17 protein-coding genes are annotated in these 15,203 nt (G+C 32.6%); 12 read left to right on the top strand and 5 right to left on the bottom strand.

Features of this window, described 5'->3' with window-relative positions:
* The first annotated feature begins 127 nt into the window (after nt 1-127).
* The 12 genes from BMZ09_RS00940 (at nt 128) to BMZ09_RS00885 (ending at nt 12,037) form a co-directional block, all read left to right on the top strand.
* A complete protein-coding gene (locus BMZ09_RS00940; protein WP_090836676.1) occupies nt 128-3,019 on the top strand; it encodes a peptidase associated domain and porin domain-containing protein in 2,892 nt (963 codons plus the stop codon).
* A 2-nt stretch (nt 3,020-3,021) separates the two neighbouring features.
* Complete coding sequence (locus BMZ09_RS00935; protein WP_090836675.1) at nt 3,022-3,903, top strand: DUF5689 domain-containing protein; 882 nt, start codon at nt 3,022-3,024, stop codon at nt 3,901-3,903.
* A gap of 289 nt (nt 3,904-4,192) precedes the next feature.
* On the top strand, nt 4,193-4,576 hold the full coding sequence (locus BMZ09_RS00930) for a hypothetical protein (protein WP_090836674.1): 384 nt from the start codon (nt 4,193-4,195) through the stop codon (nt 4,574-4,576).
* Nucleotides 4,577-4,829: 253 nt separating this feature from the next.
* Nucleotides 4,830-6,596 carry an OmpA family protein gene (locus tag BMZ09_RS16380; RefSeq protein ID WP_090836672.1) on the top strand — a complete coding sequence of 589 codons (1,767 nt, stop codon included), beginning with the start codon at nt 4,830-4,832 and terminating at the stop codon, nt 6,594-6,596.
* 101 nt (nt 6,597-6,697) lie between these two features.
* A complete protein-coding gene (locus tag BMZ09_RS00920) occupies nt 6,698-7,492 on the top strand; it encodes a vWA domain-containing protein (RefSeq protein WP_090836669.1) in 795 nt (264 codons plus the stop codon).
* Nucleotides 7,493-7,549: 57 nt separating this feature from the next.
* Nucleotides 7,550-8,023 carry a lipocalin family protein gene (locus BMZ09_RS00915; protein WP_090836666.1) on the top strand — a complete coding sequence of 158 codons (474 nt, stop codon included), beginning with the start codon at nt 7,550-7,552 and terminating at the stop codon, nt 8,021-8,023.
* Nucleotides 8,024-8,027: 4 nt separating this feature from the next.
* Entirely contained in the window at nt 8,028-8,726 is a 699-nt protein-coding gene (locus BMZ09_RS00910) for a YiaD family glycine zipper/OmpA-like lipoprotein (RefSeq protein WP_090836664.1), read from the top strand.
* Nucleotides 8,727-8,739: 13 nt separating this feature from the next.
* Nucleotides 8,740-9,327 (top strand): hypothetical protein, encoded by a 588-nt coding sequence (locus BMZ09_RS00905; protein ID WP_143067769.1) that lies wholly within the window; start codon nt 8,740-8,742, stop codon nt 9,325-9,327.
* 71 nt (nt 9,328-9,398) lie between these two features.
* Nucleotides 9,399-9,887: a hypothetical protein gene (locus BMZ09_RS00900; protein ID WP_090836661.1), complete on the top strand. Its 489-nt coding sequence runs from the start codon at nt 9,399-9,401 to the stop codon at nt 9,885-9,887.
* Between the two features lie 2 nt (nt 9,888-9,889).
* Nucleotides 9,890-10,498: a hypothetical protein gene (locus tag BMZ09_RS00895; protein WP_090836659.1), complete on the top strand. Its 609-nt coding sequence runs from the start codon at nt 9,890-9,892 to the stop codon at nt 10,496-10,498.
* Nucleotides 10,480-11,304: a sensor histidine kinase gene (locus BMZ09_RS00890; RefSeq protein ID WP_245741070.1), complete on the top strand. Its 825-nt coding sequence runs from the start codon at nt 10,480-10,482 to the stop codon at nt 11,302-11,304. Before BMZ09_RS00895 ends, BMZ09_RS00890 begins: the two co-directional genes overlap by 19 nt.
* The gene (locus BMZ09_RS00885; RefSeq protein ID WP_245741069.1) at nt 11,282-12,037 is read left to right on the top strand and encodes a LytR/AlgR family response regulator transcription factor; all 756 of its coding nucleotides are present in this window, start codon (nt 11,282-11,284) and stop codon (nt 12,035-12,037) included. The genes BMZ09_RS00890 and BMZ09_RS00885 overlap by 23 nt, the downstream gene beginning before the upstream one ends.
* A gap of 4 nt (nt 12,038-12,041) precedes the next feature.
* Here BMZ09_RS00885 and BMZ09_RS00880 read toward each other — a convergent pair whose 3' ends face one another.
* The 5 genes from BMZ09_RS00880 to BMZ09_RS00865 all read right to left on the bottom strand — a co-directional run bounded on the left by BMZ09_RS00880 (nt 12,042) and on the right by BMZ09_RS00865 (nt 15,105).
* Entirely contained in the window at nt 12,042-12,431 is a 390-nt protein-coding gene (locus BMZ09_RS00880) for a plastocyanin/azurin family copper-binding protein (protein WP_090836655.1), read from the bottom strand.
* Nucleotides 12,432-12,459: 28 nt separating this feature from the next.
* Entirely contained in the window at nt 12,460-13,008 is a 549-nt protein-coding gene (locus BMZ09_RS00875; RefSeq protein WP_090836652.1) for a carboxymuconolactone decarboxylase family protein, read from the bottom strand.
* 26 nt (nt 13,009-13,034) lie between these two features.
* Nucleotides 13,035-13,202 carry a hypothetical protein gene (locus BMZ09_RS16110; RefSeq protein ID WP_157814064.1) on the bottom strand — a complete coding sequence of 56 codons (168 nt, stop codon included), beginning with the start codon at nt 13,200-13,202 and terminating at the stop codon, nt 13,035-13,037.
* Nucleotides 13,203-13,335: 133 nt separating this feature from the next.
* Nucleotides 13,336-14,163 (bottom strand): helix-turn-helix domain-containing protein, encoded by an 828-nt coding sequence (locus tag BMZ09_RS00870; RefSeq protein ID WP_090836650.1) that lies wholly within the window; start codon nt 14,161-14,163, stop codon nt 13,336-13,338.
* Between the two features lie 36 nt (nt 14,164-14,199).
* Nucleotides 14,200-15,105: a histone deacetylase family protein gene (locus tag BMZ09_RS00865; RefSeq protein WP_090836648.1), complete on the bottom strand. Its 906-nt coding sequence runs from the start codon at nt 15,103-15,105 to the stop codon at nt 14,200-14,202.
* Between the last annotated feature and the right edge of the window lie 98 nt (nt 15,106-15,203).

Here is a 15,203-nt window from a genome sequence, read left to right as displayed (position 1 = left end):
TGTATTTTAGGTTGTTATTTGTAGAATGAATTTCAATTCTATATATTTATTAAATATAACACAAAATACTAAGTCCTTAAAAATCAATATTTAGCATAATATCAAGGATTCAATTTTAATGTAATTTATGAAAAGATTTTTATTGATTCTCTTAGTCCAATTAAATACTGTGTTTAGCCTTGTTGGACAAGAAACCATTGTAAAAGGAAGTGTAAATGATGCCATAACCAATCAACCCATTCTAGAAGTAATTGTCTCTATTCAAGACTCTGGTTTATCTTCAAAAACAGATGCTTTTGGACAGTTTCTATTCGATAAAAATGTACCATTAGGAGAGCAGATGTTAAAAATTGAAAAACTAAATTATGCTACTAAGTATTATCCAATAATTGTAAGTCAAGGAAAAACAATAGACATACAGGATATGACTTTAACATTTAAAACTATTAATAAAACAGATGTGTTTGTTATTTCTATTTCTGATGATGAATTAAATAGCGAAGCCGATGGATTAACAAGTAATATATCTGGATTGTTACAGTCTTCTAAAGATGCTTTTTTAAGTGCAGCTGCTTATGATTTTAGTGCTACTTTTTTTAGACCAAGAGGTCTAGGTAGTGCTAATGGTAAAGTTTTAATAAATGGGTTAGAGTTAAATAAACAAAATACAGGTAGACCACAATGGAGTAACTGGGGCGGGATTAATGATCTACAACGTAATCAAGAATTTTCAATGGGTATTAGTGCTAACGACTATAGTTTTGGAGACTTAGCGGGAACAAACAATATCGTTATGAGGGCTTCCAAATACCGTAAAGGAGGACGCTTGTCTCTAGCATCGGCAAATCGGAGTTATCAAGGTCGTATGATGCTTAGTTATAGTTCGGGATTAATGGAAAATAATTGGGCATATAGCGTTTTAGTGTCTAGAAGATTTGGAAATGAAGGCTATGTGGACGGGACATTGTATGACGCTAATTCTTTTACGGCTTCTGCCGAAAAACAAATAAATGAGAAGCATAGTCTTAACTTAATGGCTATTTATGCTCAAAACAGAAGAGGAAAAGGTACGGCTCTAACGGACGAAGTTTTTAATTTAAAAGGACAACAGTATAATCCGTTTTGGGGCAATCAGAATGGTAAGGTTCGGAACTCTAGAATTCGTAAAAGTGAAGAGCCTATAGTCATGTTAAACCATTTTTGGAAGGTCACAGAAAAAGCACTTATTAATACAAATATTGGATATCAATTTGGGTCTTCAGGAAATACTAGAGTTGATAATGGCGGGACACGTCTTGTGACATTTCAAGGTCAAGATAGTTATCTTGGAGGAGCGCGTAATACAGATCCAACATATTATCAAAATCTGCCAAGCTATTACTTAAATGTAGAGGGCGGACCAACTGCCTATAATTTTGAACAAGCTTATATTGCAGAAGAAGCATTTGAAGCCGATGGACAGTTTAATTGGGACGCACTTTATACGGCCAATGTAGATGCTGCTAATCAAGGTTATAATGCTATTTATGCTATTCAGGAAGATAGAATAGATGATAAACAATTAATGGCTAATATTCTTTTTGATACAGAGCTTAATAATAATATCAGAGTAAATGCAGCAATCAATTATAGAAAATTAAAAAGCGAAAACTTTGCTGTCTTATCAGATATGTTGGGTGGTACGGGTTATTTAGATGTCGATTTCTTTTCTGATGAAACTACAGAGTCTATTGACGGTACATTAACCACAGCACAATCTGATGTAAGAAATCCAAATAGAATTGTCAATCAAGGCGAGCGCTATAAGTACAATTATATTATTAATGCTAATGTTGTCAGTGCTTTTGTCCAGTCTGTCTTTAAATATAATAAGATTGATTTTTATTTAGCCGGTAATGTTTCGCAAACAGGATATCAAAGGGAAGGCTTGTTTGAAAATGGATATTTTGTGGGGAACTCTTTTGGAAAGAGTGAAAAAGTTCAGTTTATAAATATAGGTGTAAAAGCGGGCACTACTTATAAAATTTCTGGGCTTCACGTATTAGATTTTAATGGTGTATATATGACTAAAGCACCAAATATTAGAAATACGTTTGCTAATTCTAGGCAATCAAATATGCTTATTGATGATGTTGATAGCGAAATTATTTCCAGTCTAGACGCAAGTTATATTTTTAGATCACCCATTGTTAAAGCACGACTAACGGGATTTTATTCTACAATTCAAGAAGGGACAGAAACAGGTTTTTATTACAGTGAAGGTGTGGGTAATAATTTAGTGCAAGAAGCAATTACCGGTATAGATACGCAACGTTTTGGAGCAGAACTAGGTATAGAAGCTCAGGTTACACCAACAATAAAATTAAAAGGCGCCGCATCAGTTGGGCAGTATACTTACAATAACAACCCAAATATCACTTTTTATAGTCAAGAGTTTGGTGTGGGACGTGCAGTGTTTGGAGACGGAACAACTAATCTTAAAAACGTGCATATTTCGGGCGGACCAGAACGGGCTTTTCAATTAGGGTTTGAGTATCGTGACCCTGATTATTGGAATATAGGTGTTACAGCCAATCAGTTTTCTAATGCTTATGTCAATACTAGTGCGTTAAAAAGAAGTGCTGCTTTTGTTACCGATCCAGAATTATATACAGATACGCAGTTTCAAGATGGTACAGCTGGTGGTGATTTGTATGTTTTAAATGGTGGTCAGATTAATAATGTAGATCCCGATGTTGCAAAGCAATTATTGCAACAAGAGCAGTTTGATGCTTATATGCTAGTTAATATAATTGGAGGTAAGTCATGGCGAATAGGGGATTATTTTGCTGGTTTTTTTGCGACTATAAATAACGTGTTTAATCAAGAATATAAAAGTGGTGGTTTTGAACAATCAAGACGTGTGGATTATAGAAGTCAGTTAACAGAGCAAACAAATACAGGTGGACCAGTGTTTGGTAATCGTTATTTTTTTGGAAACGGAACCACTTATTATTTAAATATTTACGTAAGATTTTAATTATGAATAGAAACAAAACACTTATCAAACTAATTAATACTTATCAAATAACCTTTGTAATACTAAGTTTATTTCTGTTTTTGGGTTGTGTTGAAGATGATGATTTTGAAGTCCCAACAGGTCTTTCCGGTATTGAAACGTATCCAAATGATCAGGCACAGTTTAATACTATAGATGCTGTGTTAGGTAATTTTGGAACAGGTTTCGGTGATCCTATTACTTATGAATTGACGGGAGATGCTGTTTCTGAAAAATATACCATGGGTTATGTCGTGTCTAGTGATGAAGGCGGGAATTTTTATAAGCAACTTATTATACAAGATACACCAGAAAACCCTACAGCCGCCATAAGTATTCAAGTGGATAAAAACCCAATGTTTACGCAATACGAGTTTGGTCGAAAAGTATTTATTAAGCTAAATGGTTTATCCGTAGGTAAAAGTAATGGTGTAATCCAATTAGGGCGATTAGAAGATGGTCAAATAGCAAGAATACCTAGTACGCAAGTATCCGAACATATAATTAGGTCTAATCAAGTCGTTCCAATTGTGGCCAAAGATGTTACTATTGAAGATTTTTCTAATGCATTAGAAAGTCAATATATTAGATTAAGCAATATTAGGTTTGATGACGCTGTAGTTGGTCAGACCTTTGCTTCAGAAAATAGCGACAGTTTTAATGGAGAACGTAGCATGTTAGATTGTTTAGGTCATTCAGTTATTTTAAGCACAAGTACATTTTCAGACTTTAAAAGCTTGCTATTGCCTGCAGATGGCGGGACAATTGATGGTGTTTTAACTCGCGATTATTATGACGATTTTTATACCATTTATATTAATTCGCCCGAAACAATACAATTTGATAATCCAGATCCTTGTCTTTAAATGGTTTTATCTGATTGAATTATAGTTGTATAATGTGATTTTTACTATGGGTACCACTTCAACTTTAGATAGTAATTTGTTAATTTTTTTTACAGAACAGGACTGTTTAAATGCTGTTCATCACACAATAAAAGGTTATATTTCGGCATATTTTGGAAGACCGATACTTCTCAATTTTAACTACTTATTTGTATAATTGGTTTAGTTTTTTTTCTGATAAAAAAATACTGGTTTATACTATAGTAGGATATGTTACTTTTGTGCATTCAGGAAACAACTTTAATAATTTATGACTCTTAATACATTCGATCAGCTTTTTTTTACGGTTTTTACAGCTTTTAAAACACGCTATAAGCAAAAAGCGAATACTATAGCCTTGTTTTATCTTTCGGCTTTACAAATAACATTGTGTTTTTTACTAGGTGTTTTTATTGCTACTTTTTTAACTAAAATGAATGCATCCACAATATCAAGTGAAAAAGCTTGGACATTATTTGTGTTGTCTGCTATTGCAATTCATTTTAAAAATTGGCTAAAATATAATGGTAAGACTAGAAAGGTTTTAAATGCTAAGTTTAATAAAAGTAAAGCGAAAGATCATAATTTAACACTATTGTTAAGTTTGCCTTTTGTGTGTTTAGTACTAGCTGTAATACTACTTCAAAGTTTATAATATTTTTTTATTATCATAAAAAAGCCCGCTAACTATAGCGGGCTTTTTTTTGTTATCAATTGTAGTTGACACTTCATGGACTCAAAACGTCTATTGGTTTATTGTTGCTATTTGGTGTGACTTTTCTTGTACATCTTTGGGTATATATTAATTCTCCTAAGTAATTGATTACTGCATATTTTAAAAGGAAGGGTAACAAAATAGACCGCTTCTTTATGTAAGTGTATATAACTAAAACTTAAAAATGTAAATCATGAAAAATCTATTCAAATTTCTATTAATCGCTTTTGTATTTGCTTCTGCATTTATAACAAAAGCACAACAGGAGGATACTAATTACTTTCAGTTATCTCCAAGAATTGGTTATGACTTTCCAAGTTATGACAATAATACCCCTTATATAGATTATAAAGGAGGTCTAGATTTAGGCTTGTCTTTAGACTATTATTGGAACTGGTTTGGTTTAGGGTTTGATTTTGATTATATCAAGAATCAATCAGAAAGCACATACCCAACAGATAATTTAACAGATGGGACTTTACCAATTTCAGATTTTAGCTTAACCGAAAATACGATAGCAAGAATTTTTTACGGTATAGGACCAAACATTCAGTTTAGAAGTCAATCTAAAAGATTTACGACAGAGATTAACACACGTTTTGGATTAGCATCTATTAAAGGAGGTCGTACCTATTTACAAAGTGTTGCACCTTCTCCTGCCTATCCTTTAAATTTCCATGCTGGTTATGATGCGTCTAGCGTGTTTACGTTTAAAGGACAAGTTCGTTTTACATATTATTTAAATGATAATTTTGGTATTAATGCTGGTGCGTATTACATGCGTCATTTTGGAGCAACAGAACTTTTTGACACACCTTTAGCAGTGTCTGCAGGATATAATCCTGTTGTTGCTGGAACGTTAGCAAATGGGCAACCAAGTAATACGGTCGATTTTAGTAACGCACAAACTAGAACAGAGCCATGTGATTGTGATATATCTTCGGTTGGACTGTTTGCAGGTGTGACTTTTAAATTCAATAAAAAAGAAAAAGTAGATGTTTGCGAGGTATGTGGAGAAGATCATATGCCAAGATGTTGTGCAACTTGTGGGTGTGGTGTTACAGTAACCGCTAGAGATAAATTTACAAACGAAACCTTGCCTTTTACAGATGTTGTACTAGCAGATTTAAACGGAAATATTGTACAATCAGGAACTACTAATACTTATGGAGTGGTTGTTTTTAATGATGTTGCAGAGGACGATTTAATTGTAAAAGGAAAATTATACAATATTAGTTTAGAGGAAACTAGTATTTCTAAGGACGAATTTAAGGCCTGTAAGAAAGATGGTAATAGTATACAAAAGGTTATTAAATACGGCGATTTAAATTTCATCTTAAAAGGGAATGTGGTAGAGTGTAATACTACCGTTGGTATTCAAGGTGTGGATATAAAACTAAGAGATAAATTAAATGCTGGTCAAAAAAACACATTGTCTGATGTTAAAGGTGAGTTTATCTTTCATTTAAAACAAGCATCAACGTATGCTTTAAACGGAAATAAAGACGGTTATTTTTCTAATGAAGTCGAGCTGACTACAAATGGGGAGGACAGAAATAAATCATTGTTTATAGATTTTGAAATGTGTGTTAACCCTTGTGGTCAAGCTATAAAATTAGATAATATTATTTTCAACTTAGGTAAATGGGATATTCTTCCTGCTGCACGTCCAGACTTAGATTATGTTGTAAAATTAATGCAAGATAATCCTACAATAAAAGTAGAAATGTCATCTCATACAGATTCTAGAGGTAGCGATCAATACAATCAAGAATTGTCTCAAAAACGAGCGCAATCTTCAGTAGACTACCTAATGTCTAAAGGTATTTCTAGAGCGCGTTTAATTGCTCGTGGAGCTGGAGAATCAGAGTTGCTTAACCGTTGTGCAGATGGCGTAACGTGCGAAGAAAATGAACATACCATTAACCGTAGAACCGAATTTAAAGTAGTGTGTTTATAAACCACTTAACAATACAAAAGAGGCTATTAGTCAATCCCAAGTCAAGGCTGTGACGCTTACAAAAAGTAAACGGTCTTGACTTATTTTAAAAATTAGAAATTATGAAAAACACATATTTAAAAAAGAAAAACAACGGTTTGAAATCAGCGTTTTTCGCAGTATTAAAATCAGTCGGAGTAACTATGATATTACTATTAGCAATGGCTTGCGGTGATAGTGATTGTGAGTATAATACTTATGATCCGTGTGGAGGCTCAGCCACTAGACCAATGGTTGATTTAATAATTTTAATAGATACAAGTGGCTCTATGGGTGCGTTTGCAACTCAAGTTAGTAATGAGGCTCAAGCAGGTATTGATGCCGCTTTAGCAGATTGCGACTCGGATTTAAGAGTCATGTATCTTGGCGTTGATGGTACATTTAATAGTACAAATTTCACGACTTCGCATAGAGATTATTTAAATGCGTTACCAGGAGCTCCATTTCCTTTAGCTGCAGATTTACCACCTTCAGGATTTTTAGGAGAGCAAGGCGCCAATGCGGTAGAGGATTTATCTAATTATTTTGATTGGAGAGACGGTGCTTGTCGTTCTATTTTTTACATAAGTGACGAGGAGTTGGATGGTTCAAGTCCAAGAGGAGATACCGCTAATGAAGATTTATCTACTGCTAATGCCATTTTAGGTGCTCAAAGTAATAGTGTAACTGTATTCTCAAATTATTTAACGTATCAAGGATTAGGGGCTTCAATTTTACAAAACTATTCAGATTTAACAACACAAACAGGAGGGTTGCTTTTTGCAACTAATAGTTTCCCTTTGCCAGCAAATTACTATGTAGACAACAATGTCTTTGGAGATATTGTATGTAACGCTTGTAATGGATGTACTAATTAATTTAACTAAACTCAAGGCTATTATAGGTTTTAGTCTTGAGTTTTAAATCCTAATAAAATGAAAAATATTTTAACATTATGCCTTTTTACGCTATTCGCCATGTCTTGTGGTGGTAGTAAAACGGTAAGGCAATCAAAAAAAGTTATAAAAGGAAATTGGGTGCTTAGTCAAGTCACACATAATCAAAAAGGAAACTATAAAATAGCGTTGTTGGATGATGCGACACAAGACTGTTTTGAAGGTAGTGTTTGGAAATTTGTACCCAATAATAATTCGGGTAATTATAGTTTAAGTAATACCAGTTGTGGTGATCAAGCTAGATATTTTGTTTTTACTATAAAGGAGATTGATAAAACGACAGGACTTTATAATTTTCTGCTAAAACCTACAAACTATAAAGGTAAAAGCCAGACCAATCACGGTTTTAGGATGTCATTAACGCAATTGTCAGACACTAACATGCAGTGGCAACAAACAATTAATGTTGACGGAAAACCATTTACATTAAATATGAATTTTTTAAAACAATAAAATCATGAAAACAATACTAAACAAAAGCATAATGTTTATAATAGCAGTTGTGTTAACTATAAATTTTACAAGTTGCAACGCAACAAAAAATGCTAATAACAAACAAAAAGGCGCTGTAATTGGTGCAGCTGGAGGCGCTGTAGTTGGAGGGATACTTGGTAATAATATAGGAAGTGGTGGCAAAGGGACAGAAGGTGCAATTATTGGAGGTGTTTTAGGTGGCGTTGCAGGCGTGTTGCTGGGTAATAAAATGGATAAACAAGCACAGAAGATTGAACAAGAAATTCCAGGTGCAACAGTAGAGCGTATTGATGATGCAATACTAATTACATTTGACGAAAATAGTGGAGTGTATTTTGAAACTGGAGAAAAATATTTAAACACTGCTTCAAAACAAAATTTAGACAAATTGGTAAATGTATTAAGAGAATATCCAGATACAGATGTTTTTGTCGAAGGGCATACTGATGATGTGGGATCTGCTGCTTCTAATTTTACGTTATCCAAGTTTAGAGCGCAGTCCGTAACTAGTTATTTACATTACGATAAAGGTATTGATGTTAATCGTATTTCAACAAATTGGTTTGGAGAAACGCAACCCGTTTTTGATAATACAACCGCTTATGGGCGTGCAAAAAACAGACGTGTTAATATCACTATTAAGCCAAATCAAAAAATGATTCTTGATTCTCAAAATAATTAAATAACTTGATACAATGAAATATATAACAGCAGTAATACTCATGGTCCTAATTCTGTCGTCTTGTAAAGATGCAACTAACGGATTAACAAAAAGCTTAGCGCTAGAAATGATAAAAGCTTGTGAGGCTGACAGGCCTGTCCAAGTAGAAAAACTAATGTATGTTGGTAATATGACTTTTCATAATGGAGGTACTAGTTTAACCGAATTAAATTATTTGAAAAAATTAGCAAAAAAAGGAGTCATAAAGTTAGATTCCATATCATCCACAAAACAAGAAATGTCAAGTAGCACAAGGATTAATACAGTCTATAATATTGATATTTCAGATGCAAATAAAAAATATATTATTAGACAAAAAGATAATACGGTTTATGTAAATCTAGTTTATAGTGAAGTGCAAGATGTTGAATCTATCACATTCAAAAACGAGGCAAGAGCAGATGTTGTCGCTAATTTTAAAAAAGTAGAAACACCATTTTACGATAGAGATTTTGTTAGAGTCTCTAATTTAAAAGATAAACCGGAATTGTTTTCTAAAACAGTCTCTTTCCATAAACAAAATAAAAGTGGATGGATGAGTTGTCATCTAAAAGGAAATTAAGTTAAAAAATATATGTTACTAACTAAAATACTACCTTAGTAATCTAGCTATTAATTAAAACCAACTATAAAATGAAGAATTTAACAACAAAATCACTACTAATTATTGTTTTAGTCCTTTCTTTTTTGCTCTTTCAGGAGTGTAATAATAAAGAGTGTGCATTTGGAGATCCCACAGATCTAATAACAAATGCAGAAGCAGATGCTTTGGAGGAAAATTATAAAAATAAGTATCAAAATTTACCAGAGATAATTGCATCAAATAATGGTGTTATGCCTCAAGATGTTAGGGATATCTGGTTTGATTTAGAAACACTTCAAAATTATTTAAACTTTGTAAAAGAAGAATCTGATAATTTAGAATATGAAAACCCAGGAATTAGAGTGTATTTTGGAGCAAAAAAAACAGATGGAAAATTAAAAAACACAGTGTTTTTTACGCCAACTAATCGCGAAACAACAAGACAAGGGGATGATGAGAATAATAACTCTTATAAAATTAAGTCTTTAAACTATGGTAATGCTGGTATGCCTCCAAAAGAATTTGAAGGAGGGAATTAAGAATGATTACAACCACAAGTATAATTATAATGGTAATTCAAATTGCAGCTTTAATAGCAGCGATTTTGAATTGGAAAAAATATAGAAATACAAAAGAAAAATACTTTTTATTTTTCTTGGTATATATTGTGTTTAATGAAATCGCGGGCTTTTTTATCGGTGGAGAAAATCTTTATATTTATAATATTTTTACTATTGTTTCTGTGTCTTTTTACTTGTTCTGGTTTCATCAAATTTTAAAAAATAAAACCCTTATTAAATGTTTTGGGTTAGTGTTTTTGTGTACAATAATTTATTCGGCAGTCACTCAAGATTTTTGGGGGTCATTATGGGTTTTTCCTTTTATTCCATCCAGTATAATCATTATCGTTTGTTCTACTTTATTTTTTAATAACTTCCTAAATAATAAAAAAGCCATAAATTATATTGACTCTCAGCAGTTTTGGATGGTGACAGGTATTCTTATTTTTTATATCGGTTTTTTGCCATTAGCACTTACATGGGGGTTAATAGATTTAAGATCGGTATCTTTTAGAATTATAATAATGCTATTAAACCTGATACTTTACGGGTGTTATATTAAAAGTTTTTTATGCTTGAAACAGGACTAAATATTAATAATGTTGTTGTAATACTAAGCGTCATTGCTTTATTGATTGTTTTGTGTGCGGTATTTTTGTTTACCACTTTCAATAACCGTAAAAACAAACTTATCCAAGAGCAATTAGAAACTAAATTAAATAATCAAAAACGACAACACGAGCTGGAACTTAATGCGCTTAGAGCACAAATGAATCCACATTTTGTACACAATTCGCTTAATGCAATTCAATATTATATTCAGCTAAACGAAGTTGAAAAAAGTGAAGATTACCTATCTAAATTTTCAAAATTAATGCGACAATTTTTTGAGTATTCTCGAAAAGAACGCATTTCGGTAGCGCATGAGATTTCGCTTTTAAAAAATTATTTAGATATAGAAAAGCTTCGTTTTGAAGACGATTTTGACTTTCAATTAAATATAGATAAAGCATTGGATACACAAGATTTATTTTTGCCTCCAATGATTTTACAACCTATTGTAGAAAACGCCATTAACCATGGTATCTTTCATAAAAAAGGAAAAGGAGAAGTTAGTATTGACTTTGTGAGTATCAATGATTATAGTTTTAAAGTTGAAATTACAGATGATGGAATAGGTATTAATAAGTCTAAACTTATGAATGCCAAAAAGAAACAAACGCATACAGAACATTCTAGTTTTGTGTTAGAAGAGCGTTTGACTTTACTAAAGGATAGTAAGCATTGGGATGTCGCGTTTACAATTCAGGATCGTGCAGATACATCCGATAAAACAGGAACCAAAGTCACCTTGATTTTTAAGGAAGGCTTAAATGAAGACGATTATGACCATTAAAACCATATTAATAGACGATGAGCGTAAAGCGTTAGCTATTTTAAAAAATAAGCTTGAACGTTTATGTCCTAATGTTCAAATAATAGCAGAAAGCCAAAGCCCAAAAGAAGGGATTGAGTTAATTAAAAGCCTAAAACCAGACTTGGTGTTTTTAGATATTGCAATGCCAGAATTAAGTGGGTTTGATGTATTAAAGCAATTTGAAAATCCTGATTTTGAAATCATTTTTGCAACAGCTTTTGATAATTATGCTATTGAAGCTATAAAGCATTGCGCTATTGGTTACTTGGTTAAACCTATAGATAATAAAGACCTGGTAGAAGCTGTGGCTAATGCCGAAAACAATATTGGTGATAAATCTGCGCTTCAAAAAAACAAGCAGTTAATTGAAAACTTAGGGGTGCAAACGTTTCAAAAAAAGAAAATTATAATTCCGTCTGTGGAAGGCTTAGAGTTTATTAAAATTGAAAACATTGTGCATTGCGAAGGCGAAGCGGGTTATACTAAAATTCATTTAAAAGAGGGTAGGCCATTATTAAGCTCCAATAGTATTGGGCATTTTAATAAATTATTAGAGCATAGCGACTTTTATTTAGTACATAAATCACATTTAATAAACTTAAGTTATATAGAAAAATACCTGAATGAAGGTTATGTAATCTTGACTGGAAATGCAAAAATTCCTGTCTCGCGTAATCGCAGACAGGAATTTTTAGATCAGCTTAAAAGCTAATATATTACTGTACAGTTAACGTGTACTGTGGTGTTTTATTTAATGGGCAAAAGTATGTGTATTCTCCTTTTACTAATGTTGTTGCGCTAGACGTTTGCGTTTCTCCATCCTTAACAACACTAGTTACGTAAGCAGTTTTAATGTGGTTTTCTGGGTTAGAAGCATCAGCACCTTTTTTAATTAGTACAAATCCAACATCTGTTCCAACCGCGTTATTTGCTATTTCAAAAATATAAGTACCTTCACTTATAGTTAATCCTTTTTGAGTAAACTCACCCGTAGTTTGCTCTAATGCTACTGTTTTTACAGCATCATGTTTCATCATTTTGTCTTGTGCATTAACAGATACTAAAAGTGTTAATGTCATTACTAAAGTTGCGATTAATTTTTTCATTGTTATTTATTTTTAAGGTTATAATTAATTAAGATATTACTGTTTCTAATGGTTGTGCTACTGGAAAATCTACAGGGACTTGTGTTGTATTATGGATGTAGTTAGAGATTGTTTTATCACCAACTAAAGCAATAACATCAATTAAGTTTCCGTGGTTATAACCAGTGTCTAAAAAGTTGTTTAAAATTGTAGCGTCTGTTTTTCCTCTGGTTTCTGTAATGTTTTTGGCTAAAGCAGCTAAAGCATTAAATTTAGTATCAAAAGAGGCTTTTCCTGCTCTTAATTCTAAAATTTGGTCGTCTGTAAAACCATTCATTTTACCAATTGCAGTGTGTGCAGATAAACAGTAAATGCAACTGTTTACTTCACTTACAGCAAGATTTACTACTTCTTTTTCTTTAGCTTTTAAAGAAGTCTTTGCATTTGCAAAATTCAAGTAGTTTTCTAAAGCGGTTTCGCTATTAGCATACGTTGCATATAAATTTGGTACAAATCCTACAGCTTTTTCTAATTGGTCAAAAATAGCTTGATTGGTTGCGTTTACTTCGTCTCTTTTAAGTGCTTTAATAGGTGTCATAATCTTATGTTTTTAATGTTGTGTTTTTATATAATTGAATTGTCAATAATTCCTTTGTTGATTTCTGCATCACAATAGTAATCGTGTAATTGTTTATGCTCACAATGTTCTTGCGGATTGATAGATTTGGTTAGCTTTCTTTTTGCTTTTGTAAAGATTTCAATTAGATTGAATATAGATATGGTCGTTTTCATAATGCTCTTGTTTTTATATTACAGTGCAAAGATGCGACGCGAAAGCGGGTTTTAAAACGACGATATTACCTTAGTAGTTGTCGATTTTTCCCAAATTGTATTTTTGTGAAGAAATAAAGGCCTTAAATAAAGTTTATAAACCCTTTTTAAAGTCAGAAAGGGTAATGCTAGTTTGTTTTTTAAACAATCTGCTTAAGTGTGAAGCATCCTCAAAACCAATATCGTAAGCAATTTGCTTAGCAGTTTTGTCAGTATACATTAATTGACGTTTGGTTTCTAATACTAAACGCTCATGAATAATCTTTAAAGGACTTTGTCCCGATTTAGCAAAGCTATTGGATAGCGTTTTTGGAGACTTAAATAATTTTTCTGCGTAAAAACTAACTTGATGGGCTTCTTTAAAATGGGTTTCTACTAATAAGTTATACTGTCTTAATGTTTCGTCAGTAGCTTTATTAAGTGGCGCAGATGGTGTTTCGTTTTTAAGTAAACGTGTGGTCTTTATTATAAATCGTGCTAATAACATTCTAAGCATTTCGGCCTGAATAGTATCTTCTGTTTCAATTTCATCTAAAAACATATCATGGAGCACATTAAATTTGTGTTGCTCATTTTCGTTTAAAGAAATCACCGGAATAGTATCATTCCCAAAAAATAAAACACCAGCACAACCCACCTCTTTGTCATGGTCTTTTATGCAATAAAACTCTTGGTTAAATTGATAGACTACGCTATCGTCCCCATCAATGTATTTAAAATTTTGGATAGGCGTTAAGGATAATATTTGATGCGGTTTTAAAACCAAAGGGACGCCATCCACTTCTGCAGTAATGGTATTACTACCAGTAAGAATAAAGGTATAAAGCCCAATTTGCTTTGAGGTTGTAAACTGTTTTAAAAGACTTTGGTCAGAGATTTTTAATGTTCCGTTAGTGGAAAACTCTGTAAATGTTTTTAGCATAAGTATATAGTCTGATAAAGTAAGGCTACATTACATTTAAAAATAAATTTCTTGAGCCAATCTAAACGTATTGGCATGTGCCTCTACAATGGTTTTAATGTCTGGACTATAACCGCCGCCCATACTACACATGACTGGTATGTTGTTAGCTTTACAGGTTTCTAAAACAAATTGATCACGTGCTTTACAGCCTGTCACGGTTAGTCCTAATTTGCCTAGTTTGTCTGTAGCAATAACGTCTACACCGCATAAATAATAGATAAAGTCGGGTTTAAATTTATTAATTAGTTTGGGCAATGTGTCATGTAAAATCGAAAGATATTCCGTGTCTCCAACATTATTTTCTAAAGCAATATCCAAATCACTTTGTTCTTTTTTAAACGGATAATTATGTTTTCCGTGCATTGAAAAAGTAAACACAGAAGGATCATCCTTAAATATTTGGGCAGTCCCGTTACCTTGATGTACGTCCAGATCGACAATTAAAACACGTTTTGCGAGTCCTTTTTTTTGAAGAAATCGGGCGCCAATGGCTTGATCATTTAACATGCAAAAGGCTTCTCCACGATTAGTATAGGCATGATGTGTTCCGCCAGCAATATTCATAGCAACACCATATTTTAGAGCAAATTCACTAGCTTTTATGGTGCCGTCTGCAATTACTATTTCACGTTCAATTAAAACCTCACTCAACGGAAACCCAATTTTACGCGCAGCACGCTGATCCAATGTAATATTAAGCAAGTCGTAAAAATACTCGGGATCATGGACTGCCAGTATTGGTGCTTCGTTTAGCATTCTATTAGGTTCAAAAAAATTAGACTCAGTACAAGTGCCTTCGTGTTTTAACTGTGCAGGAAGCAACTCGTATTTTAGCATCGGAAACCGATGTCCTTCAGGCAATGGATGACAATAAATAGGATGATAGGCTATTTTAAGCATAAGTAAATTGACAGTTTAAGTTTTAAATTTAGGGTTTAGTAGGTTCAAAAAAAAATTAAGTGCGTTTTAAAAATTTAGCATCTTCTTAACAACTTATC

This window comes from Olleya namhaensis, from assembly GCF_900114005.1.
GTDB lineage: Bacteria > Bacteroidota > Bacteroidia > Flavobacteriales > Flavobacteriaceae > Olleya > Olleya namhaensis.
Note: the sequence above shows the minus strand (reverse complement) of the source record. Positions and strands in the feature narration are given on the sequence as shown.